General features: G+C 38.6%; 15 protein-coding genes. 7 read left to right on the top strand and 8 right to left on the bottom strand.

What is annotated here, in order from left to right:
• Positions 1-38 precede the first annotated feature (38 nt).
• Complete coding sequence (locus FAZ19_RS08370) at positions 39-365, top strand: HesB/IscA family protein (protein ID WP_136820255.1); 327 nt, start codon at positions 39-41, stop codon at positions 363-365.
• A gap of 62 nt (positions 366-427) precedes the next feature.
• On the opposite strand, the gene FAZ19_RS08365 is transcribed toward FAZ19_RS08370, so the two are convergent.
• The 3 genes from FAZ19_RS08365 to FAZ19_RS08355 are packed head-to-tail and all read right to left on the bottom strand — an operon-like array spanning position 428 to position 3406.
• Complete coding sequence (locus FAZ19_RS08365) at positions 428-1936, bottom strand: carbon-nitrogen hydrolase family protein (protein ID WP_136820254.1); 1509 nt, start codon at positions 1934-1936, stop codon at positions 428-430.
• 13 nt (positions 1937-1949) lie between these two features.
• A complete protein-coding gene (locus FAZ19_RS08360; RefSeq protein ID WP_136820253.1) occupies positions 1950-2270 on the bottom strand; it encodes a DUF3467 domain-containing protein in 321 nt (106 codons plus the stop codon).
• Positions 2271-2287: 17 nt separating this feature from the next.
• Positions 2288-3406 (bottom strand): M42 family metallopeptidase, encoded by a 1119-nt coding sequence (locus FAZ19_RS08355; protein WP_136820252.1) that lies wholly within the window; start codon positions 3404-3406, stop codon positions 2288-2290.
• Positions 3407-3532: 126 nt separating this feature from the next.
• On the opposite strand from FAZ19_RS08355, the gene lgt reads away from it, so the two are divergent.
• Positions 3533-4390, top strand: a complete 858-nt coding sequence (gene lgt / locus FAZ19_RS08350) for a prolipoprotein diacylglyceryl transferase (protein ID WP_136820251.1) — start codon at positions 3533-3535, stop codon at positions 4388-4390.
• 50 nt (positions 4391-4440) lie between these two features.
• Complete coding sequence (locus FAZ19_RS08345) at positions 4441-5640, top strand: multidrug effflux MFS transporter (RefSeq protein ID WP_136820250.1); 1200 nt, start codon at positions 4441-4443, stop codon at positions 5638-5640.
• Here the strand turns inward: FAZ19_RS08345 and aroQ are convergent.
• Together aroQ and FAZ19_RS08335 are read right to left on the bottom strand one after the other, a co-directional pair.
• Positions 5635-6051, bottom strand: coding sequence for a type II 3-dehydroquinate dehydratase (aroQ, locus tag FAZ19_RS08340; RefSeq protein WP_136820249.1), 417 nt, complete (start codon positions 6049-6051; stop codon positions 5635-5637). The two genes, FAZ19_RS08345 and aroQ, sit on opposite strands and share 6 nt — an antisense overlap.
• A gap of 42 nt (positions 6052-6093) precedes the next feature.
• Positions 6094-7728, bottom strand: coding sequence for a gliding motility protein RemB (locus tag FAZ19_RS08335; RefSeq protein ID WP_136820248.1), 1635 nt, complete (start codon positions 7726-7728; stop codon positions 6094-6096).
• A gap of 274 nt (positions 7729-8002) precedes the next feature.
• Here FAZ19_RS08335 and FAZ19_RS08330 point away from each other — a divergent pair, with 274 nt between their 5' ends.
• Positions 8003-9415, top strand: a complete 1413-nt coding sequence (locus FAZ19_RS08330) for a glycoside hydrolase family 125 protein (protein ID WP_136820247.1) — start codon at positions 8003-8005, stop codon at positions 9413-9415.
• Between the two features lie 66 nt (positions 9416-9481).
• Positions 9482-10306, top strand: a complete 825-nt coding sequence (gene murI / locus FAZ19_RS08325; RefSeq protein WP_136820246.1) for a glutamate racemase — start codon at positions 9482-9484, stop codon at positions 10304-10306.
• Between the two features lie 15 nt (positions 10307-10321).
• On the opposite strand, the gene FAZ19_RS08320 is transcribed toward murI, so the two are convergent.
• Both FAZ19_RS08320 and FAZ19_RS08315 read right to left on the bottom strand, forming a co-directional pair.
• Positions 10322-10747, bottom strand: coding sequence for a SufE family protein (locus tag FAZ19_RS08320; protein WP_229707380.1), 426 nt, complete (start codon positions 10745-10747; stop codon positions 10322-10324).
• A 45-nt stretch (positions 10748-10792) separates the two neighbouring features.
• Positions 10793-12016 carry an aminotransferase class V-fold PLP-dependent enzyme gene (locus tag FAZ19_RS08315; RefSeq protein ID WP_136820510.1) on the bottom strand — a complete coding sequence of 408 codons (1224 nt, stop codon included), beginning with the start codon at positions 12014-12016 and terminating at the stop codon, positions 10793-10795.
• 243 nt (positions 12017-12259) lie between these two features.
• Here FAZ19_RS08315 and FAZ19_RS08310 point away from each other — a divergent pair, with 243 nt between their 5' ends.
• The gene (locus tag FAZ19_RS08310; RefSeq protein ID WP_136820245.1) at positions 12260-13255 is read left to right on the top strand and encodes an acyl-ACP desaturase; all 996 of its coding nucleotides are present in this window, start codon (positions 12260-12262) and stop codon (positions 13253-13255) included.
• Positions 13256-13292: 37 nt separating this feature from the next.
• Here FAZ19_RS08310 and FAZ19_RS08305 read toward each other — a convergent pair whose 3' ends face one another.
• Entirely contained in the window at positions 13293-13511 is a 219-nt protein-coding gene (locus FAZ19_RS08305) for a hypothetical protein (RefSeq protein WP_136820244.1), read from the bottom strand.
• A 218-nt stretch (positions 13512-13729) separates the two neighbouring features.
• On the opposite strand from FAZ19_RS08305, the gene FAZ19_RS08300 reads away from it, so the two are divergent.
• Entirely contained in the window at positions 13730-14173 is a 444-nt protein-coding gene (locus tag FAZ19_RS08300) for a MarR family winged helix-turn-helix transcriptional regulator (protein WP_136820243.1), read from the top strand.
• The last annotated feature ends 1 nt before the right edge of the window (position 14174 follow it).

Below are 14174 nucleotides of genomic sequence, written 5' to 3'. Positions count from 1 at the left end.
TGTCGAAATTTGTAAGACACTATTCTTAAGAACAACATATGGTAACTATTACTGATAAAGCAAAAGAGCGCATTCTCACTATACTCGAAGCTGAAAGCTACGATCAAAGCTATTTTGTTCGTGTTGCAGTTGAGAGTGGAGGATGTTCGGGACTATCGTACAAATTGGACTTTGATAACGAAGAAAAAAAGGGTGACCAATTTTTTGAAGATAAAGGGATAAAAATCTGCTTAGATATTAAGTCGTATCTTTATTTGGCCGGAACAGAATTAGATTATTCAGACGGGTTAAACGGTAAAGGATTTGAATTTCATAACCCCAATGCTTCCCGTACCTGTGCATGTGGAGAGAGTTTTTCCGTTTAGTATGATATGTTTAAGCTTAACAATGCCATTTCAAGGACAAATGACATTGTTAAGCTTATAATCTATTTAAGCAGGGTAACCGAATACAAATCCAATCTCCTATCCTTCAATATTTTCACCGTTCCATATTCATGTAGGTCTCTTAAAGCATATAAATCAACATCGGCAATTAATACCATTTCTGTATTCGGTGTTGCTTCTGCTTTTATGGCGTTATTCGGAAACGCAAAATCAGACGGTGTAAAGACTGCCGATTGCGAATACTGGATATCCATGTTATTGACCCTGGGTAGGTTGCCTACTGAGCCTGCAATTGCAACATAGCACTCGTTTTCTATGGCTCGGGCCTGTGCGCAAGCCCTGACACGCATATACCCATTCTGTGTATCAGTCATGAAAGGAACAAAGAGGATTTGCATCCCTTGATCCGCTAAAATTCTTCCTAGCTCAGGAAATTCAACATCATAACAAATAAGTAAGCCCACCTTACCACAATCCGTATCAAAAACTTTTACTTCATTTCCTCCTACCATACCATAATATTTAGACTCATTTGGTGTAATGTGTACTTTCTTAAAGGAATCTAGTTGTCCATTTCGGTGGCATAGGTAGGATACATTGTACAATTTATTTCGCTCATACAATGGCATAGAACCAGCAATGATGTTTATATTATAAGATACTGCAAATTGTTGGATTTTCTGAATAATTTCCTTAGTGTGTTCCGCTAACTTCTCCATTGCCATCCGTTCAGGCATTTCATTGTAAGGACGCATTAAGGGTGTATTGAAAAACTCAGGGAAAAGGACAAAATCCGACCCATAGTCGCTAACTGCATCAACAAAAAACTCTACCTGATCGTAGAATTCTTCAAGGTCTTTAAACAATCGCATTTGCCACTGTACCAGTCCCAAACGTATGGCCTGCTTCGTTGCTGAAGGCGACTTCACGTCTGGTTCGTAGTAAATATTATTCCATTCCAATAGAGTAGCGAATTCCATCGATTCCTTATCTTCAGGTAAATAGTGTTTTAAGATCTTCTTTACATGAAAATCATTCGATAACTGGAAGGTTAGTGTGGGATCGTAAATTTCTTTCCGTTTGACCCGGTCGATATATACACGTGGACTGATTTCGTCCGAATAGTTATGATAATTGGGGATCCGTCCGCCTGCAACGATACTTTTCAAATTCATCTGTTCACATAGTTCCTTTCTCGAATCGTACAATCGGCGTCCGAGTCGAAGCGAGCGATATTCAGGATGAACAAAAACTTCTATTCCATATAGTGTATCACCCTCATCATCATGTTTGAAAAATTTTCCATCATCAATTATTTCGTAATAGCTGTCAAAGATATTAGATTTTTTAGAGTTCAAGATAATCGACAAGGCACAGGCTACCACCCTCCCGTCTACCTCAACGCACAACTGACCTTCTGGAAATAAATCAATCAAATCCACTATATTTTCCCGTGTCCAAATTTCACCAGAACCCTGATAGGCTTCCGTCATTGATTTCTTTAAATCGGAATAATCCTTTTTTGTTAATACTCGAACATTAATATCCATAAATTTTGTTGCTTTAGGCTTCTCCTTTTGGTCCTCCAAAATTAAGCGGAAAGGGAACGTCTCTGGAATCTATAACACCATTTTGCTTTTCGAAGCGATTAACATTGTCCTGCAGAGCTCCCAATAGACGTTTCGCATGTTCAGGAGTGAGGATAATCCTCGACTTCACTTTGGCTTTCGGCACTCCCGGCATAATACGAATGAAATCTACTACAAATTCTGTATTGGAATGGGTTATAATAGCCAAATTGGAATAAATGCCCTCTGCGGTCTCTTCGCTTAACTCAATACTGATTTCGTTGTTATCCGGATTATTTTGATTGTTATCATTCATGATTATATCAATAAATATTAGTTGCTAAAGGTACGGAAATCTTGATCCTTTTGTATTGTTAATACCGTTTCATAAATCAAACGGATGACATTGTCGACGTCGTCCTTGTGGATCATCTCCACAGTGGTATGCATATACCGTAGCGGCAACGAAATTAATGCCGACGGAACACCTCCATTGGAATATGCAAACGCATCAGTATCTGTTCCCGTAAACCGTGATGAAGCTTGACGCTGGAACGGGATATTGTGCTCGTGAGCTACTGAAATTAATAATCTATTGAGATTAATTTGTACCGCCGGGGCGTAAGATACAACAGGACCTTTACCACACGCTAGATCTCCTTGAGTAATCTTATTAATCATCGGTGTTTGTGTATCGTGAGTCACATCTGTCACAATAGCTACATTTGGCTTAATATAATCAGCGATCATCTCAGCTCCGCGAAGCCCGATCTCCTCTTGCACGGAATTAACCACGTACAAACCAAAAGGCAACTTCTTCTTATTTTCTTTCAGTAAACGAGCTACTTCAGCGATCATAAAACCACCGGCACGATTGTCTAGTGCTCGTCCTACATAATAACGGTCGTTTAGAACCATAAACTCATCTTCATAAGTTACGACCGAACCCACATGGATCCCCAATGCCTCTACCTCCTCTTTTGACGTACACCCACAGTCCAAAAAGATATTTTTTATGGAAGGTCCTTCTTCTTTCTCGCCCGATCGGGTATGAATCGCGGGCCATCCAAAAACAGCCTTTACAATCCCCTTGTCTGTATGGATGTTTACACGTTTGGAGGGCGCAATTTGATGATCGGAACCACCATTTCGTATCACATAAATCAATCCGTCGCCCGTAATATAGTTCACAAACCAGGAAATTTCGTCTGCATGAGCTTCAATGACTACTTTATATTTTGCATCGGGGTTTATAATACCGACTGCCGTTCCGTAGTTATCGATATACGTCTTATCTACATAAGGTTTTAAATAGTCAAGCCACAATCGTTGCCCTTCCCATTCGAATCCTGTTGGAGACGGGTTATTAATATACTTTTCAAAAAATGCTAATGATTTCGTGGTAACCACAGTTTGATGTGTACCTTCTTCTTTACTACTTTTTTTTGCCATCGTAATCTATTGTTTGGTCACAAAATAAAAATTATTCAGCTAATCCAAAAATATAATCTGAAGATACTACGGTCGGGTCTTTAAAATAAAATTATAAGCTTATCTTTACATCTCAAAATTTAATTTATGGATTTTATTTTTAATGTAATTCATTGGAATATTGATCAAGAAATATTCAAAATTGGTTCATTTGGACTAAGGTATTATTCCTTATGTTGGCTGTTGGCGTTTGCAGTCTCCTATTTCTTGATGCTTAAAGTTTTCAAGCGTGAAGGGAAATCCCAAGAGGATCTCGATAAATTAACAATTTATATTTTCTTGGGGACATTAATCGGCGCACGTATTGGTCACTGTTTATTTTACGAGTTCAACTATTACATCCAGCACCCACTGGAAATGATATTGCCATTTCGAAAAATAGACGGAAGTTGGGAATTAACTGGTTTTATGGGGTTAGCTTCTCATGGAGGTGCAATCGGTATATTGATCGCGCTGTATATGTACGCTCGGAAAACAAAAACAGATTTCTTATGGATTGCAGATAAGTTGGTATTAGTGGTGCCTGTTGCCGGCGCTTTTATACGTATTGGGAACTTTTTCAATTCTGAGATCTTGGGAAAACCAGCAGATCCGACCTTACCTTGGGCTGTAGTTTTTGAAAATGCCGGACTTCGACCGGAACATCTGAATATGCTACCTCGGCATCCAGCTCAGTTATACGAAGCAATCGGCTATATCTTGTTATTTGCTCTTCTGTGGGTCATGTACCAAAAGAATCAACGTTCAAAGCGTGGCTTATTATTTGGTATATTTTTGGTGGTTTTATTTGTCATTCGATTTATTATCGAATTTTTCAAAGAAAATCAAGAAGCTTTTGAGAATGACATGACCTTTAACATGGGACAGGTGTTAAGCATACCTTTCATCCTTGTGGGCCTATATCTGATATTTCGAAAACCAAAAGAAAAGTCAAAAAAATCTTAAGCACTCGGCTCTTCATTTGAAGAGCCGTATTTTTTTCAAGAATTTGATCTATGCACAAACTCCAATCCAATAGAACGCTTACGCTGTTTATTTTAGGGCTACTGGCCGCTCTTGGCCCGTTTTCCATTGATATGTATCTCCCCGCATTTCATACCATTGCAAACGATTTCTCGACCACCGTTGAAAATGTACAACTGTCACTTACCAGTTTCTTCGTAGGTATTGCGATCGGTCAACTGATTTATGGGCCACTGCTGGATAAATACGGGCGTAAAAGACCGCTGTTGGTCGGTTTAGCGATTTATATAGGTACGACGTTACTTTGCCTTTTTACAAGAGATATCGAACACCTAATTTTTCTTCGCTTCTTACAGGCTTTAGGAAGTTGTGCGGGGATGGTTGCATCAAGAGCTATGGTACAGGATTATTACGAGCCAAGAGAATCCGCCCGGGTTTTTAGTTTGCTCATGCTCGTTATTGCGATTTCCCCTATACTGGCACCAAGTGTTGGAGCTTTTTTGTTAAGCCATCTAGATTGGCATTACATCTTTTTGACACTTTGTGTTATTGCGGTACTAATATTTCTGAGCACCTATTTCTTTTTACCGGAATCGTATGCCGGTGACAAAGCCTTTTCACTCAAGCCCAAGGCTATTACCGGCAAGTATTGGGAGGTTTTCACCAACAGAACATTCCTTTCTTACTGTTTCATTGGTTCGATTGCTTCCGCAGGTATGTATGGTTATTTAGCAGGCTCATCTTTCGTAATGCAACAGTTTTACGGACTGACACAACGGGAATATGGTCTTGCATTTGCATTTGTAGCATCTGCAATGGTCGTGGCAACGCAGTTAAACCGTAGATTACTAAAAAAATGGAATAGTGCTCAAATCAGCAAAGTAGCTAACCTTTGGCAATCTATTGTAGGCGTGCTTATGGTTATGGGATTAGTAACAAACACAATGACATTCCCCCTTATGCTTGGACTCATATTTCTATATCTTTTTGGCCATGGGTTTATTTTCCCGAATACTTCTGCAATCGCGCTTTCTCCTTTCAAAGCTCTAGCTGGAAGTGCCTCTGCCCTCTTAGGTTGTATTCAAATGGGAATCGGAGCGTTGACTTCCGGTTTAGTAAGTTACTTTCATAACGACACAGCATATCCCATGCTTTCGGTCATGTGTGGATGTGCGGTAATTTCCTTAGGTCTACACCTATATGTAAGCAAGCATGTTGAAGTAAATTTATAAAAAGCTTTCGATTGCTAAACGATAACTATCTAGGCCAAAGCCCAAAATTACACCTTTACAATTTTTTGAAAGATAGGAATGATGTCGAAATTCTTCGCGTTGATGCACATTAGATATATGAATCTCGACTACAGGCGTAGTGATAGCAGCAATAGCATCTGCAATGGCGATTGATGTATGCGTATACGCCCCGGCATTCAATACTATTCCAGTATAAGCAAAGCCAACTTCATGTAATTTATCGATGATCGCTCCTTCGTTATTATCCTGAAAATATGTCAAATCAATCTTTGTATATTGCGATTTAAGCGTTTCGAAATATTCTTCAAACGATTGGTTTCCATAGATCCCTTTTTCCCGAACACCTAAAAGATTCAAATTTGGACCATTGAGAATCAGTATTTTTTTCATCAATAAATATGTTTATGAGATGTAAATATACCTATTATCAATTTACATATCACCATAGAAATTACGGAAACTTGACCGAAGTCCTACCGAGATGACACCTGATTTTTGCGCAGTTTGATCTTCTATATATCTAAATCTCTGCGTATACCCTACCTCAAAACGAAGATTATACTTGGGATTTAGTACATAGGCAGCCTTTGCATCTGCGTAATACAGGTTATTCTCTACTCCCTGCCCAATAGAATTGCCATGTAGGTTGGGTAACGTATTATAGGATTGAAAAATATCTCCTCCCATGTTGGTTCCATCAGCTGGATCTGTACCAAAGCGACTATAAACCCCTTGTAATGAAAAATCAAACCGATCCCATGAGTAATTTGCTATACCCAACACTTCGTGAAAATTTGCTCCTCGCGGATGAGCTAGGGGCTCTCCGTGATTGCTATAATTAGAAATAGAAACAAAATGTTGGTAAGTATAGGGGCGAGCTACGTTATATTCCGCTAAAAAATTCAAATTTCGTATTCCGAAGGTGTCATAGCCCCTAACTCCTAATTGCACCCCCCATTTATTATGTGCATAGCCGTTTCCGCCAAAAAACTCTTTTGCAGTGAACTCACCCAACAAAAATTGTCCATAGGCTGTTGCATTTTTAAGAACCTTATACTTAGCATTTAATCCCATAAACATTTTATCGGGAGAAGTTGAATTGGTCGATTCGACGGGTCTTAATAAAATACCTGGATGCATATAACCAAAATCAAACCCTCGGTGTCCTGCTTGGTTAGCGTTCGACCATATGACCGATTGGAATAATCCGATCGATAAACGATTATTGACATTATAGTCCAAATATTGAAAGGCTCCCCATTTGATTCCATCTCCAAACCGCCCCCCGGAATCCAGAGAGTCTCTTCTCGGATTTTTAGGGTCTAACATATACGCCCAAATGGACGTATATTGTACATTGCCTATATTACCTGTAAATTTTAAATGGGTGTAATTAGAAGAAAAATCGGACAAAAGCATTGATCGATAACCATCTCCAATATGGTTTTTATCGTATGCCAAGGTGACTTGAAAGTACTCACTGAAATCATAAGCCAAGCTAGCTGTTGCGTACATCCAATCTTTCTTATGATTGGATAAATTTTCGACTGTACCCTGCCCTGGAATGACGTTATTTACATTCATGTAGTCGTCTAAATAGTTTGGAAATACGCCTTGGTTCTCAAACACGTTGGCATAGAAGGTAAACTTATCTTTAATAGTTAACCCTGCCTGCAATCCGCGGGTATTCAGCCAAGTTGTTCTTTTTTCGCTGTCTATCAATTCAGAGCCAATTTGAAAATCGGGTAAAAAATCCAAATAGAAGGTATGATCCTCTTTGTTCACCTCTACCAAATGTTCGTTAAATATTTTACGCATAAACCAGTTATCGGAAGAAACCGTGTGTGCACTGGTTAAAGAATCATACTTCACCAACAATTCGTTTCGAAAGAGAAAAGGTTTAGAAGAGGTATGAAGCCGTGTATCTGGATTATACAGAATTTCATTGTATTTTTGGCTGTGTTGGTATGAGTAAGGTTGATTTTTTACTTGGGCGACCAAATTAGAAACGCCACATAGTACCATTGAAAACAGGCAACAGGATAAGAAACGTAAGCTAAGCTTCATAAAAATAATACAATTAAAAGTTATTCAGAATATCAAATTCTATACCTAAAGTATACGCAAAAGTAAATCAATTTATATTATTAACAGAATAAATGAATTAATTGTATGCTAAAACGTTTTTTCTTTTTGTTTCTCAAAAATAAATCGCATCTTGTGCTAGTTTACAACATTATAAACATTGCGATAAATAAAATGAAATATCCATTGCGGCCTTCGATGAGCTCAAAATGCATGGGCATTTCATATGGCAAATCAAAAACATAATTATACACATATGAAACGCAGAACTTTTCTTCAAAATTCCGGATTATTGGGTGCAGGTGTGCTCGCAAGTAAGCTCTCTTTTGCCGAATTAAACTATCCTACAGTTAGGGTAGCAAAGGATAAAAGACATTTTAAGAGCCAAGTCGTCGAAGATGCTATTCTTGAATTTCAGAAAAAAGTATCCAATAAGGAACTTGGTTGGCTATTTAACAATTGCTTTCCGAACACCTTAGATACCACAATTTATGATGAATCTACTGCATCAAAAAAATTAACGTATGTTATCACAGGAGATATTGACGCCATGTGGTTAAGGGATAGTAGCGCACAGGTGTGGCCCTATTTGCAGTTTATGAAAAAAGACAAAAACCTGCAAAGTCTCATCCTTGGGTTAATTAATAAACAATCCCAATGTATAAATATTGATCCTTACGCCAACGCCTTTTACAACGATCCTCATAAAAAGGGAGAATGGTTTACAGATCATACGGATATGAAACCTGGAATTCACGAACGTAAATGGGAAATTGATTCTTTATGCTATCCGATCCGATTAGCCTATGCTTATTGGAAAGAAACCAGCGATGTTACTCCTTTCGACGCGGATTGGTTACGCGCGCAGGAAAACACCTACAAAACATTCGTCGAGCAACAACGTAAGGATAGTTTGGGACCCTATAAATTTGAACGTACAACAGCACGAGGTAGCGATACGCTTCAAGTGGACGGTTACGGTTACCCTGTAAATCCTGTGGGACTAATCTGCTCGAGTTTCAGACCATCTGACGATTGTAGCATTTTTCCATTCTTAATACCTTCAAATTTATTTGCCATCAGTAGTTTAAGACAAGCTGCAGAAATATTAAAAGGCATAAAAAATAATAGTGGGCTAGCAGAGAAGATGCTTTCACTCGCTAATGAAGTCGAAGAGGCTGTGAAAACGTATGGCATTATAGACCACCCTAACCATGGTCGCGTGTATGCATTCGAAGTTGATGGATTCGGCAGTTACCTGATGATGGACGACGCAAATGTCCCTTCTCTGCTAGCGCTACCTTACTTAGGAGCACTTGATGTAAACGATGAAGTATACCAACGCACACGTAAATTCATCCTTTCTGAAAAAAACCCATTCTTCTTTAAGGGAACAGCAGCCGAAGGGATAGGTGGCCCACATATCGGCCGTGATATGATTTGGCCTATGGCGATTACAATGCGTGCTTTTACATCTATCGATGATAATGAGATTCGTGAATGTATTCAAACACTCGCAAAGACCCATGGTGATACTGGATTTATGCATGAATCTTTTCACAAAGATGATCCAAAAAAATTCACACGTCACTGGTTCGCATGGGCCAACACATTATTTGGAGAATTATTATGGAAAACTTATAAAGAAAAACCATCTTTGCTTACATAATTAGGGAATAATCTCCATGATCGTAAAAGCGATTTAGGTTTTATTCCCTAAATCACTTTTTATATTATGAGCACAAGCGGTCCAATAGGCATTTTTGATTCTGGTTACGGTGGCTTGACCGTATTCAAAGAAATACACAAACAACTTCCGCAATACGACTATATATATTTGGGAGATAACGCTCGCGTGCCCTACGGCACCCGATCCTTCGAAACTGTATATGAGTTTACAAAAGAGTGTGTTTTTAAGCTATTTGATTTGGGATGTAATCTAGTTATATTGGCCTGTAATACCGCGTCTGCTAAAGCATTACGCACTATACAACAAAAAGACCTTCCGCCTGGAAAAAAGGTTTTGGGTGTAATCAGACCTACTACTGAACAGATTAATAAATATACAAAAACAAACAAAATAGGAATTCTAGCGACTCCCGGCACAGTGTTGTCGGAGTCTTATAAAATCGAAATTCAAAAGTTTTTCCCTAACATAGCAGTTTACCAACACGCCTGTCCTTTCTGGGTTCCTTTGGTGGAGAATAACGAAATTCAAAGTGAAGGTGCTGCATACTTTGTGGAGAAAGATATCCGTGAAATATTATCGCAGTCAGCAGATATCGACACATTAGTACTCGCTTGTACACATTACCCGTTGCTACTACCGGTTATTCAGCGATATGTACCGCAAGGAGTTACTATACTAGCTCAGGGAGAGCTTGTGGCAAATAGCCTCTCCAATTACCTAACTCGTCATCCGGAAGTTGAACAGATATGTAGTAAAGGAGGCAATTCACTTTTTTATACGACAGATAATGCGACGGACTTCGAGGAAAAAGCTAAAGTATTCTTTGATGAAGAGATAGCAGCTACAACGATAAGTATAGCCATACCTTAAAAGTAACTATTGGTGTTAGTTATGTTTCGCGTACAGGGCTATTGCATACAATTTCATCTGTTTAACCATTGATAATAGTCCGTTTGCTCTGGTTGGCGATAAATGTTCCTTTAGACCGATATTATCGATAAAATATAAATCAGTATCCACTATTTCCTTTGGCGTATGTCCGGACAACACTTTTACCATCAAACTAACTAAACCTTTCGTAATCACCGCATCACTATCCGCTGTAAAATATAGTTTACCTTCTTTCAATTCAGGATACAACCAAACTTTTGATTGGCACCCCTTAATAATGAACTGGTCTTGTTTATATTCTTCTTTAATCAATGGCAGTTCCTTGCCCAATTGAATAATATATTCATATTTCTCCATCCAATCTTGATAGAAGGAAAAATCTTCAATTAATTCGTCTTGTGTTTCGTTGATCGTCATCATAAAAAGTAAAAGGGCAAAAATAATAAGTAATGAATAATAAAAGAATTATTTTAACATGTTTACGGCACGTTTCACTCCTTCAACCAAACTATCCACTTCGTCTTTGGTATTATACATTGCTAAGCTAGCTCTAACCGTTCCTGGTATATGAAACTGATCCATTACGGGCTGGGCACAATGGTGTCCTGTACGAACTGCAATTCCTAATTTATCCAGAATAACGCCTACATCGTATGGATGAACACCTTCTATTACAAAAGATATGACAGAAGATTTTTGCGCAGAAGTACCGATGAATTTTATCCCCTCTACTTCTGCTAAGCGTGTTGTTGCATAGTTCAATAATTCGTCCTCATAGGCTTTTATTTGATCTAGCCCTATTTCTTCAATGTAATCAATGGCATTTGCCAGACAAATTCCAGCTTCGATATTCGGTGTACCTGCTTCAAATTTGAGTGGTAGTTCGTTATATGTTGTTTTTTCAAACGTCACATCCTTAATCATATCACCACCACCTTGATATGGAGGCATTGCATTCAGCCATTTTTGCTTCCCATAGAGTACTCCCACTCCTGTAGGTCCATACATCTTATGCCCTGAAAAAGTCAAAAAATCCACATCCAGTTCTTGTACATCAATTTTTAGATGCTGTATTGCCTGAGCAGCGTCTACTAGAACCGGCACATTACGTTCGTGTGCCAACCTGATAATTTCTTTTATTGGATTGATTGTCCCCAATGCATTGGAAACATAAGTAATTGATACGATTTTCGTTCTATCAGATAATAAATCCTTATAAGCCTCCATATCCAGTACGCCTCGTTCGTCCATAGGAATAACCTTTAACTTGGCGTCCTTTTCCTCACAGAGCATTTGCCACGGAACGATGTTGGAATGATGTTCCATTGCTGAAATTATGATTTCGTCGCCCGCATGCACGAACGCTTTTCCATAACAATTAGCAACAAGATTAATCGAATGGGTCGTACCGTTTGTTATAATTATTTCGTGTTCATACTCCGCGTTAATAAATGTCTGGACTTTGCGACGAGTCACTTCGAATGCATCCGTGGAAATTTGGCTTAGATAATGGACGCCTCGATGAATATTACTATTCATGTCTGAATAGTAAGATACGATAGCATCAATAACCTTTGTAGGCTTTTGTGTAGTTGCACCATTATCGAGGTATATTAAGGGCTTGCCATTTACCTGTTTTCTCAAAATAGGAAAATCTGCTCTTACTTTATTGATATCGAAATTTTTCAACATAACATCCTCTTTTTAATAGATTACAAATCTAAGGTTTATCTCTTCAAAAAAAGTCAACTGGATGTATCTTTTATCCTACGTAATCGTACATTACAACTACACACGATCTTTTGAAGCTTTTGGAACATTATGAGCATTTTTATTTCCGGAAAGGTCTTAAACATTTCTGTGTCATTTCGATTTTAATAATGGGAAATATACGGCTTTAATTAAATCGAATTTGATTACCTTTGTCATACTATGCAAGAATTACCATTAAATCTTCCAGAAGGGTCAAGAAAAGAAGTTATGGCTTATTTAGAGCCGTTCATGTTAAATGAAATGAGCGAGTACCTTAAGCCGGTCGAACAGATGTGGCAACCGGCTGATTTCTTGCCCGATTCCTCTAGAGACACTTTTTTCCAAGAGGTAAAAGAATTACAGGAAAGTGCCAGGGAACTTCCGTATGACTTAGTAGCTGTGCTTATCGGAGATACGGTAACAGAAGAAGCCCTGCCTACCTATGAATCATGGTTAACGATGGTAGAGCATGTCGACAAAAATGAACAAGGCGGATGGATGAAATGGGTTCGTGCCTGGACTGCGGAAGAAAACAGACACGGTGACCTTCTAAACAAATACTTGTATTTATCTGGCCGTGTAGACATGCGTCAGTTTGAAATGAGTACTCAATACTTAATTAAAGATGGATTTGATATCGGTACCGGAGCAGACCCTTACCGAAACTTTATTTATACTTCGTTTCAAGAGTTAGCCACAAACGTATCCCATCGACGTGTAGCAGCAATTTCTAAAAAAAATGGAGATAAACTGTTAGCAAAAATGTGCGGCGTTATAGCCGCCGATGAAGCCCGTCACGCCAAAGCTTATATGTCTTTTGTCTCCCACGCCTTCGTGGTGGATCCAAGTGAAGTGATGTTAGCCTTTGAAGATATGATGCGCAAGAAAATTGTCATGCCGGCTCATTTTTTAAGGGAGGCTGGAGAACCTCAGGGTGAAGCATTTGCACACTTCTCCGATGCAGCACAACGATTGGATGTATACACTGCATTAGATTATGTTGACATTTTAAAAGAGCTTATTACCGACTGGAAAATCGATCAAGTTTCAGGCCTAAATGCGCATGGTGAAAAAGCCCGAGATTATTTAATGCGCCTACCTGACCGGCTTACCCGGTTAGCAGAAAGAATTAAAATCCCAGAGAAAGAATATAAATTCAAGTGGATTTACGGATAAGGAGATCTGAATAATTTAGCCTGCAATGCAGACTAAATTATTCAGCACGCTGAGGTTCTGGTGTTGGAGGTGGAATCGCCGTAGGATTAGATGAAGCCGTATCTCTATATTGAATATTGCCCGTATCTGACGATATCGAATCACTGCCGATGATGCCGCCCTGGATGTTATCATTATATTGACGCGAAACAGGAACATCATCGCCATCCCTAACCGTTTTTTGATTGTCGCACCCGAATAAGACTGACAACGTCATGGTTGCGAAAACTAATTTAATAGATCTTTTCATAATACTTTGTTTATCTGTACGAAAATTAGACTTACTTGGTTAACTCCTCTTATTAAGTTTCGTTTATCCCTTTGACACACTTTAGGTATTTGACGTTATAAAAAGCGTATTTATTTGACTGGCTTTTTCTTAAAGCCTTTGCTCTCTCAACTAATATGCTTATATTTGTTATACTAATAATTGTCATGCTAAAAGAAAAATACAATCAATATTCATTTATTCTCGACCGTACAGCTAGACGGGTGAAGCAGTTTGCACAAACAGCATTTGCGCAAAACAATTTCGATTTAACTGTTGATCAATGGACAGCCATGCGCATTATTCATGAAAATTCGGCGATGACTAATAAAGAGCTAGCGGAACTTTGTGGAAAAGATCAACCTACATTCACACGAATAATTGACCTACTGATAAAAAAAGGTCTGGCGGAACGTGCTGTCCACCCTTCTGATCGAAGGTGCCTTACCTTACGTATTACGGAAAACGGTGTCACGAAGATCAATCAGATTGCACCCAAGGTTGCCGAGTTTCGTATGCAGGCCTGGCAAAATCTTTCCGAAGAAGATTTTAAAGATTTCGTTCGAATTTTGGATACAATTTATACTAATTTAACGATTAAAGATGAATAAC

The sequence above is a fragment of the Sphingobacterium alkalisoli genome, assembly GCF_005049105.1.
Lineage (GTDB): Bacteria > Bacteroidota > Bacteroidia > Sphingobacteriales > Sphingobacteriaceae > Sphingobacterium > Sphingobacterium alkalisoli.
The sequence above is the reverse complement of the archived record's forward strand: the minus strand, read 5'-3'. Positions and strand labels throughout refer to the sequence as shown.